This is a genomic window from Pseudomonas rhizophila (assembly GCF_003033885.1).
Classification (GTDB): domain Bacteria; phylum Pseudomonadota; class Gammaproteobacteria; order Pseudomonadales; family Pseudomonadaceae; genus Aquipseudomonas; species Aquipseudomonas rhizophila.
Genome location: NZ_CP024081.1, coordinates 879,429 through 892,117, shown reverse-complemented (window position 1 = coordinate 892,117; position 12,689 = coordinate 879,429). Strand labels below are relative to the sequence as shown.

Genomic DNA, 12,689 nt, shown 5'->3' with positions numbered 1-12,689 from the left:
CTCTCCTGATTCGATGCAAGGGCCCTACCGTACACGAGCATTCCAGGCTTGCAAGGCTCGCCGGATCAGCGCCCCAATGCCCTGACGTACGCCTGACAGGCCTGCAGAGCGATCAATCCGCGATCCCCTTCGTCGGTGATGGCGATAATTCGTTGAGCATGCGCCGGGTCAAGTCGGGCGCGTGGGGGGCCATGATCCACGCCGCCGGCGCTGGCGGTGGCAGGCACTGCACAACCGGCGGCAACATCGTCGGCGTCGAGGAGGACTGACAGCCGGACATCGGCAGTAGCAAGACGATCGCGCAAGCGATCCTGATCACGTTGGGCATCGCTCAAGGCTCGGTAATGGGATTGTTCGCTGGCGGAGAGTTGTTGTTCCAGGGCTAGGCGCTTGTCTTGCTCGGCCTTCTGTTGAATCGCTGCTGCCTGGGTGATTTGATTCAGCGTCTGCGCCTGGACCTGGGCCGCTTGCGCCAGTTTCCGGTCATAACGCCACGCCTGGACTTGCCAGGCCAACACCGCCGGGCCGCCGGCCACCAACGCCAGCAACACAGCGACGCCAAGGGTGCGGGAAGAAAATGGCATCAGGTCGAAGGCTGACATAACACCGCCCTCGCCCGCGCCCAGAGTTGCAGACGATCCTGCAAGCCATTCAAACCGCCGTTGATACGGCGGGTGATGGTGTTGAACTGATCACGGTCGGCCAGTTCGTTCAAACCGTTCTGATTCCAGAACCAGGCGGCAGACTCAGCCGCCCATTGCGGTTGCTCCAGCAGTTGCGGCAATGCCAACAGTCGTTCATCGCCGAACAAACCCAGGCTGCAACGCCGATAATTGTCACGCCCGGTAATCTGAATCAGGCCGCGACCACGATATTGCTGACCGTCACCGTCGGCCTGGGGCGTATTGCCCAAGCGAACGGCCAACGATCCCGTGTCGTACCTGCTGAGATATTGATCACTGCCAAGTTCGCGCACGTAGCGCAATTGCCCTGATTCATGGCCAACCTGGGCCAGAAACGCGGCCATGCGTTTGGGTGTGTCGACACGATGGCGCGACATCGCGGTGTTTAGCGCGGAAACAAAAACGCCCGCTTGGGCGCGGGCGTTGGGCATGATGTTGATGAGTTGCTGCTGCGTAAGGTCCATGTTCAGGTTATCGACAAGTGCATGATCAAAGGTGCCCGGCCAGCCAGGACGGCGCAACCGGACGATATTCAGTGGCTGGAAAGTGCTCATCCTGCGGCCAATCCCTCAAAGCCCGGCGATAAGCCTGGAGCTGTGTGTACTGTGTTTGGTCCAGCGTCGTACCGCCGCCGTCGTCCATTTCGTCGCGATCTCTCGCGATGAGGCGGTCGGTTGTTGTGAGCTGGGCGTTGCGCCACGCATATTCATTTTCTGAAGCCTGGGCCGATGTCAGAGCAGGTGGGTCAACGAGAACGGGATAACCGTTGTCGGGGTTGGCTGAAACGCGCTTGGGCGAGATGGCGAGTTGCTGAAGCAGCGACAGCCAGTAAGCCCGAGGGATTTCGATGACATCGTCGGGAATATCAGAAACATTGATACCGGGAACATACGCTCCGCAAGTGCTTGGACTGAATAACAAAGTGAATTCATTCATTCAATAACCCTTCGCAAAATATGTAACGCCCCATCCAGCAGCGACGTGCCCAGAATAGTCTCGGACTTTCAGGCGCACGCCTTGGCGGGTGGCGGTTCCACCTACCATAATGACCATGGCCCCATCACCACCTGCATGGTTCGCCACAACCGAAACAAAAGCATTGGGGAACGAGATCGGGAACGTAACAAACACTTCTCCGTTGGCGTCGGTTGTACCGTAACCCCACTGATCGATATTTCCGCTCGCGTACTTTTGATAACCCGGATTACCCTGCTGACCTGAAAACAACGACGTATATTTCAGAAGAACAGTGCCACCTATCAACCGCCATTGATTGTCCAGCTTGACGAACTCCGCTGTTTCACCACGGCCCAGCTCCATGGGGCCAAGCGCTGAGGATGATGGCCCTAGCGTATCGGTAGGCGAGGCTGTCGATACGTTCACGACGGCCCCTACGTTGATCAGTGTCAGCGTCGCCCCATGCATGATTCCCACTGTACTGGGCAGCGTGACGTTGATCGCCGTAGTGCTGGCAAAACTGACGGCTCCACCCACATGGGCTTGTGTCAACGCCGTACTGACTGCGTACACGGAAAAGCCGGAATATTGAACACCGCTGCGTTTTACAAACTCTGTGGTTGCCACGGACCTATCGTTATCAAACTGCGGAGCAGTGGTAAATAATCCGCTGCCACGCAAGGCCGTCAACAACTGGTTATCCAATTGTTCCGACGGTGTTAGTCCTGCGGTTTGAATGACACTCAGCAACTCCTGCGTCACACCATTGCCCCAACTGGCGGGAATCAAGGATCCCGGCGTACCCGTCAAGGGATCCTCATCCACAAACCTGCCGTTCGACAGACCTGCGCTGGGCACACTTTTTGGATAATCCAACTTTTCGCTCCTGACTGACCAGCGATCAAAATGAAGGCGATATAAAGCCTCACCGTTAATGCGCAGTGGCACCATAAGATTAAGGAAGTTTTGATGGTCTGCCGTGGTTGCTTACGCGGCAGATTCTGGCATGACAGGCCAGTTGATATCGGTTGGAAAACCGACCTGATGCTGGATGCGATTCAATTCAACGCTATAGAGTTTCCACTCCATGAGCGCCAGTTGTTCCTGATCGCTCGCGTCGCCGATGTCTTCGGCGTATTGGAAAGGAGCAATCCTTTGAACGGCCTCACGCAGTAATTTATCGCGTTTTGCCAAGGCTTCGCGTTTGAGATCAGCCCGCTGTAGCGCCTCATCAAATACCCACATGCTCTCTCGCCACACATGGTAACTACCCGGCCAAGGTTCGGCTGTGTAGGTATCTGGCAACTCACCGAACTCGGTCCACTCCAGAAGAGCGCCGTTGTCCTTGCGATACACCGAACCACGCCAGTCCACCATTTCACGAGGAACGCCATTGACCATGACCCAAGAATGATGATCTTGGGCAGCGGGCAATTCAAAAGAGAGCTGGATGCCGTTGCTTGGAATCTGGATGCCCATGCCGGGCGTTACTGGAAGCTCGACCGGGCCCGACAGGACGCCATTGTCGTCAAATAGATAGATGAACATAGTGGCCTCAGATCAACTTGATTCGAGCGGGATAGGCGATGTTTCTGGGACGAGTTTCGGTACTGAAACCTCCGATATTGCCCACAGAATCGCCACTGTTATAAGCCGCGTTGGGAAATGTCGTACCGAGAGTGCCAGACACGGGCGCGGCATTAACGTCATGCGTCAAATCCCATAGGCTGTCAGGAAGACTAGGCGTCGGACGCACAGCAGTACCTGAGCTGGTTGGCAGGAAATGGTTATGACTTTCCAAGGCATCCGCCTGCCTGCTACCCGCCAGGCGGTTGACATCCACCCCTCGCGCCTCATCCAGGACACGCAGAAATTCGCCCCGAATATCGGGTAGGCGAAAGGTGGTAGCACCGTCACCGTTAGTCCAGGCACCTTCGCTCCCTACTCGGGTAGCCTCGGTCACCATCACACCGGATGATTGAGCTAAATCGAACAACCACGGCCAATCACTACGCGACAGGAGATTACCATTGAGTACGGCATAACCGCCGGGCAGTACCTGACGCGCGCTATCAAATGAGATGCGCCCCAACGGGGTGGCATCAAACCGCCCCAAGGGCCACCAGACTCCCGTCCCGTCACTGCGCAGGTGCCACCAATCCCCGCTGCCCATTAACACCAGGAATGGATAACCATTGGCTGCCAGATGGGTATGAAACCGAACCCTATCATTACCGTCAGCCCGCACCGTCAGACGGTTACCACTGTTATCCACACGCCGCACAATCACATCGCGAACACCGAGCGCCGCATTGGCCGCAGGTAGGGTTACAGTGCTCGCACCAGCACTTGAATCGATCAGCACCAGCCCTAACTCGTCGGCGGCCAACACCTTTGATGTGGTAAGCCGCGTGACGACTGAACGCATCGGACTACTACGCCCGAGAATGGTTTGCAGTGCCTTGATCAACTGGCCGTTATCCGCTTCGGACGGCGTCATGCCGGCCGAGGAGATCACGCCGAGGATTTCTTGGGTGACACTGTTTCCCCATACCGCCGGAATCAGCGATCCAGGCGTACCCGCCAACGGGTTTTCATCCACAAACCGACCGTTCACCAGCCCGACGCTGGGAACACTTTTTGGATAATCCATATTTTATTGCTCTCTATGAGATGGGGCTCAAGCGCGAAGACGTAGTGCCCGGATAGTCGCGAGCACATCATCAACGGCTTGGCTGGCAAGATCCGCCTTGCCTTTGGCCATGTGTGCGCGAATCTGTGCCTTGGCCTTGAGACGCAGTTCGCGAAGCGCCAGTAGGTTTGCTTCAAATTCGGCGGCCTTGGCGAGAATCTGATCCGCCGCCTGCCTGGCTGTGCGCCCTTTGACGACCCACGCAGAAACGGACAACGGAACCAATTTTTTCGGGTAGCCCTGATCCTTGAAGGCCTGCGCCTCCTGGGCGGCTTGTTGGTATTCCAAGGCACGCAAGGGATCACCGGCCAACGTGCGGCGGGCGCTGTCGGCAGCGGTATCGACCGTGGCGCACAAGCGTTCGGCTTCCTGACGCAACTGCTCGGCGGCATTCTCTTCGGTAAGCACCCACGTACCGTCCTCCCAGATATGGGCGGATGAAGGCGCAGGCGGGCGAAGTCCATCTTCGTACTGGTGCAGCTCTTGAATGACTTTCATCGGATCAGCTCCCAGGACAGGTGAACATTGACTGCGTTGATAAAGTTGACGCCGATGCCCACGCTGTAATCCGTCAGGGCCTGGTGCCCCTTGATCCCCATGCTCAATAGCAACTCGTCGCTATCGGCATTGGTGGCGCCCAATGTGTGCTCGGCCTGATACGACTGCCAAAGCGAACGCGACTGGGCATGGTCAAAACTGGCCGTGACCGTGGAGACGCTCACGTCATTGACGACGTTGTTGGAGAACAACACGCACATATACGGACTTGCGGGGTTCGCCCAGCCCACGGCATTGTTGCCAGGAGTTGTAGCGGCGGGTGACAGGTAGCTGTAGTTGCCCCCAAGCCACCCTGACTGAACAAACGACAGCGAGGTCACGACGTTCGGCGCGGGTGTCGGATTACCCGCCACAAGCCGTGCTGCTCGGGCGTGGGGATCCAACGGCAGATATACCACTCCACTGCCATTCACCGTTTGCGTCCAGGTCAATTGAGCACGGTTGTAAATCGTGCGAATCGTCGGCAAGGAGCCCGGCGCCCCGGTCATCACCCAGGCCAGGCACATGTCCAGGGGCGTCGACGCAAAGCCGCCGCCGGACGCTCCGTTGACAGTCCCCTTCAAGGATTCCGGCGGGAGGTCATACAGGCTTCCACGCTGCACATAGAACGTCAGTGCGCCGCCTATGACCTGTGCTCTTAGAAAATAGCTGGCGCTGGGCAACAGATCGGCGCTGCTCCACGCCGTCGTCACGTAGGTACGTGAACGGCCCAACCGTCCACTCACCAGGTCTTGTCCGATGCTGAGGTACACACCCGCCGGAATCGAGACGCGGCCGCCGCTGGTGGATACGGCCGTAGGCGTTACTGCCAGACGGGCATCCGCCGTTGCAATCGTCGGCAGCGACAAAGCGGCGATCGGAAGCGCGAGATCCTGGTTCCAGCCCTTGGCGGCGACTGACTGAATCGCCTCGAGTAATTGATCGTTTTGGGTTTCATCGGGCGTCAGATCCCCCGCCTTGATGACATTCACAATCTCCTGCGTCACCCCATTCCCCCAGGCCGCCGGAATCAACGACCCCGGCGTCCCGGTCAACGGGTTTTCATCCACGAACTTCCCGTTCACCAGCCCGGCGCTGGGCACACTCTTCGGATAATCCATCTCTCTACTCCCTAGTCATAATTGATGTGAACCTTCGTATGCGCCGGCGCACTACGATGAATCAGGCACTCGAGCGCCGATCCCGGATTGACGCCGAAACGCTCCCCCCAATAGCTGGCGCCAAAACGTCGGCCGAGCAGCAGGCGGCCGCCGGTGTTGAGGGTCCACATGAATTGCGCCTGCCAAGTGCCGAAGTGCGCTTCGCCGAAGCGGGCGCGGCCCATACGAGGGGCCTTGAGCTCGGTGATGGTGGCGTTGGGATAGCCCTGGCTCTTGGCGATTTCCACGTAATAAGCGATGGCCTGACTGCCCACCGCCAACAACCGCCGACGCACCGCCAAACGACGATCGTCATACAGCGGTGTAGCGCCCAGACACGGATCAGGCAGGTTCATCACCCGCTCCCAATCCGGCACCAGCTCACTCACCCCCGCCGGGTCCATTTCGTGGAGCAGGTCGGCGGCGCGGGCGTCGAGACGCGCCAATTCCTGGGCGATGCCTTCGAGCACCTCTTCCAGTTCCGGCACACGCTCCGGGTCCCATGCCGGACCGCTGGGCAGCAGGCTGCGCAGTTGGGCCTGGTACTGCTCGGCGGTTCTTATTCCAGCCATACGCAGCCTCCGAAGGTCAGCAACTGATTGCTGGCAGCGACCACGTCAGCGATGGGTGCGGTGAGTTTGTGGTCGGTTTCGCCGGTGGCGCTGCTGATGGCTTCGGCGATGTGGGTCAGCAACAGGGTTTCGCCGAGGCCGGCTTCGCGGTTATGCAGGTCGCGCAGTTGCGCTTCGATGGCGGCGCGCACGGCGCTGGTGTCCGGGGTGATTCGCAACCTGTAGGTCACCGGCACCTGGGTTGGCGCCAGCACATGCACCTCGGCGGTGACCGGGCGCAGCGGCTCGATATAGGCCCGGACTTCTTCCAGTTGTTCGGCGTTGGGAATCGGCAGTGGATCGTCGTCACGCATGACGAACACGCCAACGGTGCCGGGCCCAAGGTAGCTGCCGCGACACCAGGCGCGGGTGATGCCAGGGCATTCCAGGGCCCAGGTTTCATAGTCCTGCGCGGAACCGCCGTGGGGAATGATGCGGTAGGAACGGATCACCCTGGCCCGCAGGGATTCGAGGCTTTCCCGGGCGAGACCGCCGGTCAGCCCGGGCGCGAGCACGGTGAAGCTGTTGCCGATGCCAAGGATCGGCTGCACCGGCGTCAACACCAGGCCGGCATCGGCATTCCCCAGGCTACCGGCGTCCAACGCGGCGACAGTGGTGCTGTTCAGGCCATTGCTGGTGGTGCGGGCGCTGGTCACTTTGTAGGTGCGCCCATCGCTGGATTGCAGCAGCGTGTCGACATCCAGCACCGCACCCGCGGTGGCGGTGAAACTGACACTGCCGCTGGCCACCTGGGCCGCTTTGCGCGCCTGGTTCAGGCGCAGGGCGGCGATACGCTCCAGGGTGGATTCATCAGCCTTGTCTGGCAGGATCTGCTCAGCGATCCAATCCAGGTAGCCATACAGGCCATAGGCGGCGCCACCCAGGGTGCGAGCCAGCACTTGGGCATCGGACTGGCGCAGCGAATCGCTGGCCAGGTCGCTTTGGGCGCGCTTGATGAGCACCGGCAGCGAAGGGGTTTCAAACGGCATAGGTCACCTGCCAACTGTTATCGGGGTTGATGTCCAGGCGCTCGCCGTCGGCCAGGGTCAAAACCGTGCGCAGATTCAGGCGCTGGGCGTCGAGGCGTTCGCTGATGATGTCGATGGCGCTGCAATGGCCGTCGTCGATCAGCCATTGCAAGGCTTCGCGGGCATAGAATTCGGCGTCGAGCTGGGTCTGCCGGGTCAGCTTGACCCGGCGCAACAGCCACAGCCGCGAACCGATGCGGTCGTCGGCGACGGTGGGAAAAGTGTCGCCCCACCAGCCGAAACGTTGCTCGTCATCCACGGCATCGTCGTCAGCGGCGCGGCGCCAGGTGAACAGGCTGATCAGCACCGAGCGGGTCAGCGCGGCGTGCAGGTTCTGGCTGATGAACATCATTGGCCTCCCGCCGGCACGCCGGTCTGGCCGTTACCGGCCTGCACGCCGACGTGCACATGCTTGATCTGGCTGATGCCGCCGGCGATCTGGTCGCCCTGGGAAACGAGCTTGCCGGTGTGGTTGATGACCGGGCTGTCGATATTCACCGCGCTGCTGGCGCGGATGTTCAAGGTCGCGGTGTCGATGTCGATGACCCGACCGCGCTTGAAGTGGATCTTGTCGCCTTCATCGGTGTAGATCGCCACTTCGCCAGGGGCCAGGGCCTTGAGGCGGAAACGACGGTCGGCGACCACCAGCACCACGGCATGGGAACGGTCACCGCCCAGGAACGTGGCGATGCCCTCGGCACCCGCCAACGGGTTGCTGGTGAAGCCGTAGGGTTCGAAGTGCTCCATGTCGTCGTTCACTTCACCGGCGGTGAGGCGCATTTGCAGCGATTGCAACTTGGTGGCCGAATTGGCGAGCACGACAGTGCCGCGCGCCAGGAGGCGGGTCAGTAGGCTCATTGAGGTTTCCTTCGGAATCGGAAGTTTGAAAGCGGTGTTTATTGGCCATAACTTCTGTTGGCTGTACCGACGCCATCGTGAGCAGGCTCGCTCCCACAGGGGATCTGTGCCGAACACAAAACTTGTATCCACTGGAGATCCCTTGTGGGAGCGGGCTTGCTCGCGATGGCGTGGGCTCATTCAACATTGAGGCAAGCTGACCCACCGCTTTCGCGAGCAAGCCCGCTCCCACAAGGAGTTTTGCGTTGGGCTCAGGTTTTGGGCGGCACCGGGTTCGCGTCGAACGTATGGGGCGGCGCGACCTGCAGGGTGGTGACGGAGCCTTGGGCGGACAGTGAATACGTCACTTTGGAGATCAGCATGTCGCCGTCAAACCCCAGCACCGGGTCGATCACTCGCACCAGAGTGTTATGTCGCCACAAATCACCATTGGCCTGACGCCAGCCCTGCACGCGGTAGGTCGTGGTCAGGGCCTTGCCAGTGCGGATAGCGCTTTCCCAATCGGCCCGTTGCTGGGCCAGCTCGAAGGTCAATTGCGCGCTTTCGCTGATCACCGTGACCCGCTTGCGCTTGAAGCCCAGGTCGGTCGCGATGCCGGAAACTTCGCTCACCGCCGCCCCGCTCTGCTGATCACTGCCTTTGTGCTGGCCGATGACCCGGTATTCGGAGAACACCTGGCTGTAATCCATCGGTGCATTGCCCGAGAGAATGTTTTTCCCCAGTTCCAGCACATCACTGGCTCGCCCGCCACTCCCGGGTTTGGCCAGCAACACGCGGCCTTCGGCATCGTCAGTGGAAAACACCCGGAACAACGTCAGCAGACGGTCGATGGATTGAAAGACCGTTTCCCCCGGCACGATGCTGTGTTCGCTCAACCGAGCGGTTTCAGGGATCTCACTGATCACTCCCACGCCATATTGCGAGGCCAGGGCCTGGACGATGCTCAGCACCGTTTGCCCGCGCCATTGGCTCGGGCGATTGATCGCCGCGCAGTCCACCAAGTCCTGGGTCCTGGAACCACCCTCGATGCTCAGGCTGATCTGGCGCCCGTCATAACTGACCGGGGCTTTGAACACGTAGCCGCTGAGCACCAGGTCGGCACCGATGCGCACCTGACATTCATCCCCAGGTCGAATCGGCACCGACTGAGTCTGCCCCGGCCATTGCCAGGTGATGTCGAGTTTGAAGGTGCGGAACTGCCGCTCCAGGTCCGCACTGATTTCCACGCTTTTCCAGCCGCCGTAATCCAGCCCGCCGACGGTGAGCGAGACAGCGTTGTCGAGCTCGTTCATGGTTTATTCCCCCGAGACTTTCAGGTCGTTGGGCGGCAGGAAACCAGGGTGAGCCACGCCGTTGCGCTGGGTCACTTCGGTGACCCGGGTAGCATCGGCAAATTGCTGATACGCCACCACCAACGCCGGCAGGCTTTGCTTGAACGACAGGTTGATCAGCCTTACGCCCGACGACGCTACCGCCGTCAGGTGCGCGGCCATCTGCTGACGCAAATTGTTCATTGCCTGGTAGTGATCCGGATCGGCCTTGAGCGAGGCTTGCCAGATGGCCTCGTTGAGGGCATCGCGCAGGGCCAGCACATCGTCGGCCACCGGCACGTCACGACGCTGGACCGGCTGCACCGCCTGCTGCGCCACCGATGGGGTGGCGCCCAACTTGACCGCCGGTGCGGCCACCGGCATCGCCGCAATCCATTGCGCGGCCTGCACCAACAGCGTGTCCTGGACCAGATCGGCCACGGCCTGGGCCGCCGCCGTGGTGTCCTTGCCAGTGGTGAGTTTGGGGGCGTCCGCCTTGCGAATCGCCTCGACCTGTTGCGACACGCTGGCAATCACACCGCGATAGCCGTCACGGGCAAAGTCCTTCAATTCCCGGATGTCCCCCAGCAACCCTTTGAACTCGGCCGCCACTTCCTTGGGTAGCTCCTTCACCGCCTTGACCAGATCGCTGAGTTGCCGATAAGTCTCGATCAACGGTTTGAGTTCCTGCTCGATGACGCCGTAGACATCCTTGAGGCTGTTGCGCAGGTCAGCGATGCCGATCCGCGCGGCCTTGATCAGCGTCATGGCCTCTTCGAAGCGCCGCACCGCCGCCCCCAGAAAACTGTCAGCCGACACCAGCAACAGTTTCTGGCTGTTGATCGCGGCCGACGGGAATTGCAGCGGTTGGTCGGGATAGAACTTCAGGGCAAAGGTCACCAGGCCACCGTCCTGACGGGTGTGGGTCATGTCGCATTCACCGACCTTGACCTGCAGGCGCCCCAACCACGGATGCACCAGTTCGCCGCTGCCCTGCTCCAGGGCCTTGAGCAACTTGTCGCGCTGCTCCAGGCAATCGGGGCCGACGATAAACGCGGTCAGCTCATGAATCTTCGCTTGCTGACCGAGACATTCGAAGAACGGCTGGTCACGCTGGGGATATTCATGCAACTGACCCTTGTGGCCGACCGGGGTTTTCGCCTGATCGACCCAGAACCCGACACCACGAAACGACGCCGGCAACAAACGATCACGCCAGCTCATTGGAACCTCCTGTGGAAAGTGAGCGATAGCCGATGCGCGAACTCACCGCCAGGGCCGGTTGATTGGTCTGTGGTGGATCGGCGCGCAAACCGGCCGGCGCGTTTTCGAAACGCACGGTCAGGCCGCCTTCGAGCTGCGTGCGATTGTTGGCGGCGCTTTGTTGCACCAGGGCGCTGGAGGTTTGCGGCAATGCGCCTGGCGTCAATGAGGTTTTCATCGGCAGGTTGCCGGACGCCGGCGCAAGGCTGGATGACAGGCCCGCAGGCGGCTCACTGGCCCCACCAAAAAACGCCGGCGCCAGCTCGCCCTTGCCTTCGGCATTGGTCTGGCGCTGCGCCTCGGTCAACCCTTCGACCTTGCCGGTGAACGAGGTGATGATTTCGCCGAAGCCGCCGTTGAAGAACGCCTTGATCGGTGCAATCACGCCCTGCAGTTCGTCCCACCACTGGCTGAACCATTCACCCACCGGCCCCCACTGTCGGGTCAGGCCCTCAATGGGCGACCAGTCGAACAAACCGCTGAACACCGCCAGCATGATCGACACCTGATTGCGAATGCCTTCCCAGATACCGGCGAAGACTTCCCCGATCGTGCCCCAGTTGGCCATGATCAGCCCCAGCGGCGTCCAGTCGAACAGACCTTTCAGCGCGTCCATTACCGGCACCGTCAACGCCTTGAGCAGATCCCAGATCGCTGCGAACAATCCGCTCAGGGGCGTCCAGTTGCTGATGATCAAACCCAACGGTGACCAGGCGAACAGCGTCTGCATGAAACCGATGACTGGCGTTGCCGCCGCCACGATCACATTCCAGAGCGCGCCGAAAAAACTGCTGATCGGGCCCCAGTTGCTGATCACCAACCCCATCGGGGTGAAGGCGAACATCGTCTTGAAGAACTCGACCATCGGCATGACGATCGGCGCTAGCTTCTGCCAAAGCCCGGCGAAGAACGCCGAGATCGGTGTCCAGTGGGCGATGATCATCCCGGCCGCCAAGGCGATGCCCATGGCAATCAAGCCGATGGGATTCATCTTCAAGGCCAGGTTGACCACTTCCAGCGCCTGGCTTGCACCACTGACCGCCGTTTGAATCGCATTGAACGCCACGACGCCAGTCGCCAGGCCCTGTACCAATTGCGGGTTATCCTGCAGCACCTGAGCCACACCCGTGACCATCGGCTGCAAGCTGGCTGCCGCCGCGTTGACCGCCGGCCCCAGGGCCGAACCGAACTGCACCGACACATTGCTGATGGAAGTCTTCAATCCATCCAGGCTCTGTGCCGCCACACGCGGCGCTTCAGGTGCCTTCAAGCTGCTGACCGCCGCGTTCGCCGCGCCCACTTCACCTTTGAAAGCCTCTGCTGACGTGAGCCCCTCCATGAACGGTTTGGCCAGGCCGCCCTCGGGGAGCAGAGCGGAAATATCCAGGCTGCCAAGGCCCGTGGCATCGAGGTTCTGCTTGAAGCTGGTGACCTTCGCTCGAAGGCTGGCAAGCTTGGGCGACAGCTCATCGATGCCGGTCAGCAGCACTGCTTTTTTCTCTACCTTTTGTGTCTCTGCCATCACTGCACCTGCTGCATCGCATTGATCCGTTGCGCGTGCTCCAGGGACTCGCGGAGCACATCCAGTGG

Annotated in this window: 15 protein-coding genes; all 15 read right to left on the bottom strand. The window is 60.5% G+C overall.

Translation table 11 applies throughout. The features are described from left to right. Window positions 1-65: 65 nt before the first annotated feature. Window positions 66-602: a lysis system i-spanin subunit Rz gene (locus tag CRX69_RS04160; protein WP_047230021.1), complete on the bottom strand. Its 537-nt coding sequence runs from the start codon at window positions 600-602 to the stop codon at window positions 66-68. Continuing rightward, complete coding sequence (locus CRX69_RS04155; RefSeq protein WP_107323231.1) at window positions 584-1,147, bottom strand: glycoside hydrolase family 19 protein; 564 nt, start codon at window positions 1,145-1,147, stop codon at window positions 584-586. The genes CRX69_RS04160 and CRX69_RS04155 overlap by 19 nt, the downstream gene beginning before the upstream one ends. Before the next feature lie 25 nt (window positions 1,148-1,172). Continuing rightward, window positions 1,173-1,619: a phage tail assembly chaperone gene (locus CRX69_RS04150; protein WP_076386117.1), complete on the bottom strand. Its 447-nt coding sequence runs from the start codon at window positions 1,617-1,619 to the stop codon at window positions 1,173-1,175. Continuing rightward, window positions 1,620-2,516, bottom strand: coding sequence for a gp53-like domain-containing protein (locus CRX69_RS04145; protein WP_107321594.1), 897 nt, complete (start codon window positions 2,514-2,516; stop codon window positions 1,620-1,622). A 111-nt stretch (window positions 2,517-2,627) separates the two neighbouring features. Beyond that, a complete protein-coding gene (locus CRX69_RS04140) occupies window positions 2,628-3,188 on the bottom strand; it encodes a tail fiber assembly protein (protein ID WP_107321593.1) in 561 nt (186 codons plus the stop codon). Between the two features lie 7 nt (window positions 3,189-3,195). After that, window positions 3,196-4,293: a phage tail protein gene (locus tag CRX69_RS04135; RefSeq protein WP_076386123.1), complete on the bottom strand. Its 1,098-nt coding sequence runs from the start codon at window positions 4,291-4,293 to the stop codon at window positions 3,196-3,198. Window positions 4,294-4,320: 27 nt separating this feature from the next. Beyond that, window positions 4,321-4,830: a hypothetical protein gene (locus tag CRX69_RS04130; protein WP_047230015.1), complete on the bottom strand. Its 510-nt coding sequence runs from the start codon at window positions 4,828-4,830 to the stop codon at window positions 4,321-4,323. Then, window positions 4,827-5,990 (bottom strand): phage tail protein, encoded by a 1,164-nt coding sequence (locus CRX69_RS04125; RefSeq protein WP_107321592.1) that lies wholly within the window; start codon window positions 5,988-5,990, stop codon window positions 4,827-4,829. The genes CRX69_RS04130 and CRX69_RS04125 overlap by 4 nt, the downstream gene beginning before the upstream one ends. Before the next feature lie 11 nt (window positions 5,991-6,001). After that, window positions 6,002-6,601 (bottom strand): YmfQ family protein, encoded by a 600-nt coding sequence (locus tag CRX69_RS04120; RefSeq protein ID WP_047230013.1) that lies wholly within the window; start codon window positions 6,599-6,601, stop codon window positions 6,002-6,004. Continuing rightward, complete coding sequence (locus CRX69_RS04115; RefSeq protein ID WP_047230012.1) at window positions 6,589-7,629, bottom strand: baseplate J/gp47 family protein; 1,041 nt, start codon at window positions 7,627-7,629, stop codon at window positions 6,589-6,591. Before CRX69_RS04115 ends, CRX69_RS04120 begins: the two co-directional genes overlap by 13 nt. Continuing rightward, window positions 7,619-8,017, bottom strand: coding sequence for a phage GP46 family protein (locus CRX69_RS04110; RefSeq protein ID WP_047230011.1), 399 nt, complete (start codon window positions 8,015-8,017; stop codon window positions 7,619-7,621). The genes CRX69_RS04115 and CRX69_RS04110 overlap by 11 nt, the downstream gene beginning before the upstream one ends. Continuing rightward, a complete protein-coding gene (locus CRX69_RS04105) occupies window positions 8,017-8,526 on the bottom strand; it encodes a phage baseplate assembly protein V (protein WP_076386133.1) in 510 nt (169 codons plus the stop codon). Before CRX69_RS04105 ends, CRX69_RS04110 begins: the two co-directional genes overlap by 1 nt. Window positions 8,527-8,777: 251 nt before the next feature. Further along, window positions 8,778-9,818, bottom strand: a complete 1,041-nt coding sequence (locus CRX69_RS04095; RefSeq protein ID WP_107321591.1) for a phage baseplate assembly protein — start codon at window positions 9,816-9,818, stop codon at window positions 8,778-8,780. Window positions 9,819-9,821: 3 nt separating this feature from the next. Further along, on the bottom strand, window positions 9,822-11,060 hold the full coding sequence (locus CRX69_RS04090) for a DNA circularization protein (RefSeq protein WP_107321590.1): 1,239 nt from the start codon (window positions 11,058-11,060) through the stop codon (window positions 9,822-9,824). Beyond that, window positions 11,047-12,621 (bottom strand): phage tail family protein, encoded by a 1,575-nt coding sequence (locus CRX69_RS04085; RefSeq protein ID WP_107321589.1) that lies wholly within the window; start codon window positions 12,619-12,621, stop codon window positions 11,047-11,049. Before CRX69_RS04085 ends, CRX69_RS04090 begins: the two co-directional genes overlap by 14 nt. Between the last annotated feature and the right edge of the window lie 68 nt (window positions 12,622-12,689).

Excerpts from the sequence above, each read along its gene's own strand:
- CRX69_RS04095 (WP_107321591.1), bottom strand. The coding sequence starts at position 9,818 with ATGAACGAGCTCGACAACGCTGTCTCGCTCACCGTCGGCGGGCTGGAT.
- CRX69_RS04135 (WP_076386123.1), bottom strand. The coding sequence starts at position 4,293 with ATGGATTATCCAAAAAGTGTTCCCAGCGTCGGGCTGGTGAACGGTCGG.
- CRX69_RS04110 (WP_047230011.1), bottom strand. The coding sequence starts at position 8,017 with ATGTTCATCAGCCAGAACCTGCACGCCGCGCTGACCCGCTCGGTGCTG.
- CRX69_RS04140 (WP_107321593.1), bottom strand. The coding sequence starts at position 3,188 with ATGTTCATCTATCTATTTGACGACAATGGCGTCCTGTCGGGCCCGGTC.
- CRX69_RS04105 (WP_076386133.1), bottom strand. The coding sequence starts at position 8,526 with ATGAGCCTACTGACCCGCCTCCTGGCGCGCGGCACTGTCGTGCTCGCC.
- CRX69_RS04160 (WP_047230021.1), bottom strand. The coding sequence starts at position 602 with ATGTCAGCCTTCGACCTGATGCCATTTTCTTCCCGCACCCTTGGCGTC.
- CRX69_RS04115 (WP_047230012.1), bottom strand. The coding sequence starts at position 7,629 with ATGCCGTTTGAAACCCCTTCGCTGCCGGTGCTCATCAAGCGCGCCCAA.
- CRX69_RS04155 (WP_107323231.1), bottom strand. The coding sequence starts at position 1,147 with ATGGACCTTACGCAGCAGCAACTCATCAACATCATGCCCAACGCCCGC.
- CRX69_RS04085 (WP_107321589.1), bottom strand. The coding sequence starts at position 12,621 with ATGGCAGAGACACAAAAGGTAGAGAAAAAAGCAGTGCTGCTGACCGGC.
- CRX69_RS04090 (WP_107321590.1), bottom strand. The coding sequence starts at position 11,060 with ATGAGCTGGCGTGATCGTTTGTTGCCGGCGTCGTTTCGTGGTGTCGGG.
- CRX69_RS04130 (WP_047230015.1), bottom strand. The coding sequence starts at position 4,830 with ATGAAAGTCATTCAAGAGCTGCACCAGTACGAAGATGGACTTCGCCCG.
- CRX69_RS04120 (WP_047230013.1), bottom strand. The coding sequence starts at position 6,601 with ATGGCTGGAATAAGAACCGCCGAGCAGTACCAGGCCCAACTGCGCAGC.
- CRX69_RS04150 (WP_076386117.1), bottom strand. The coding sequence starts at position 1,619 with ATGAATGAATTCACTTTGTTATTCAGTCCAAGCACTTGCGGAGCGTAT.
- CRX69_RS04125 (WP_107321592.1), bottom strand. The coding sequence starts at position 5,990 with ATGGATTATCCGAAGAGTGTGCCCAGCGCCGGGCTGGTGAACGGGAAG.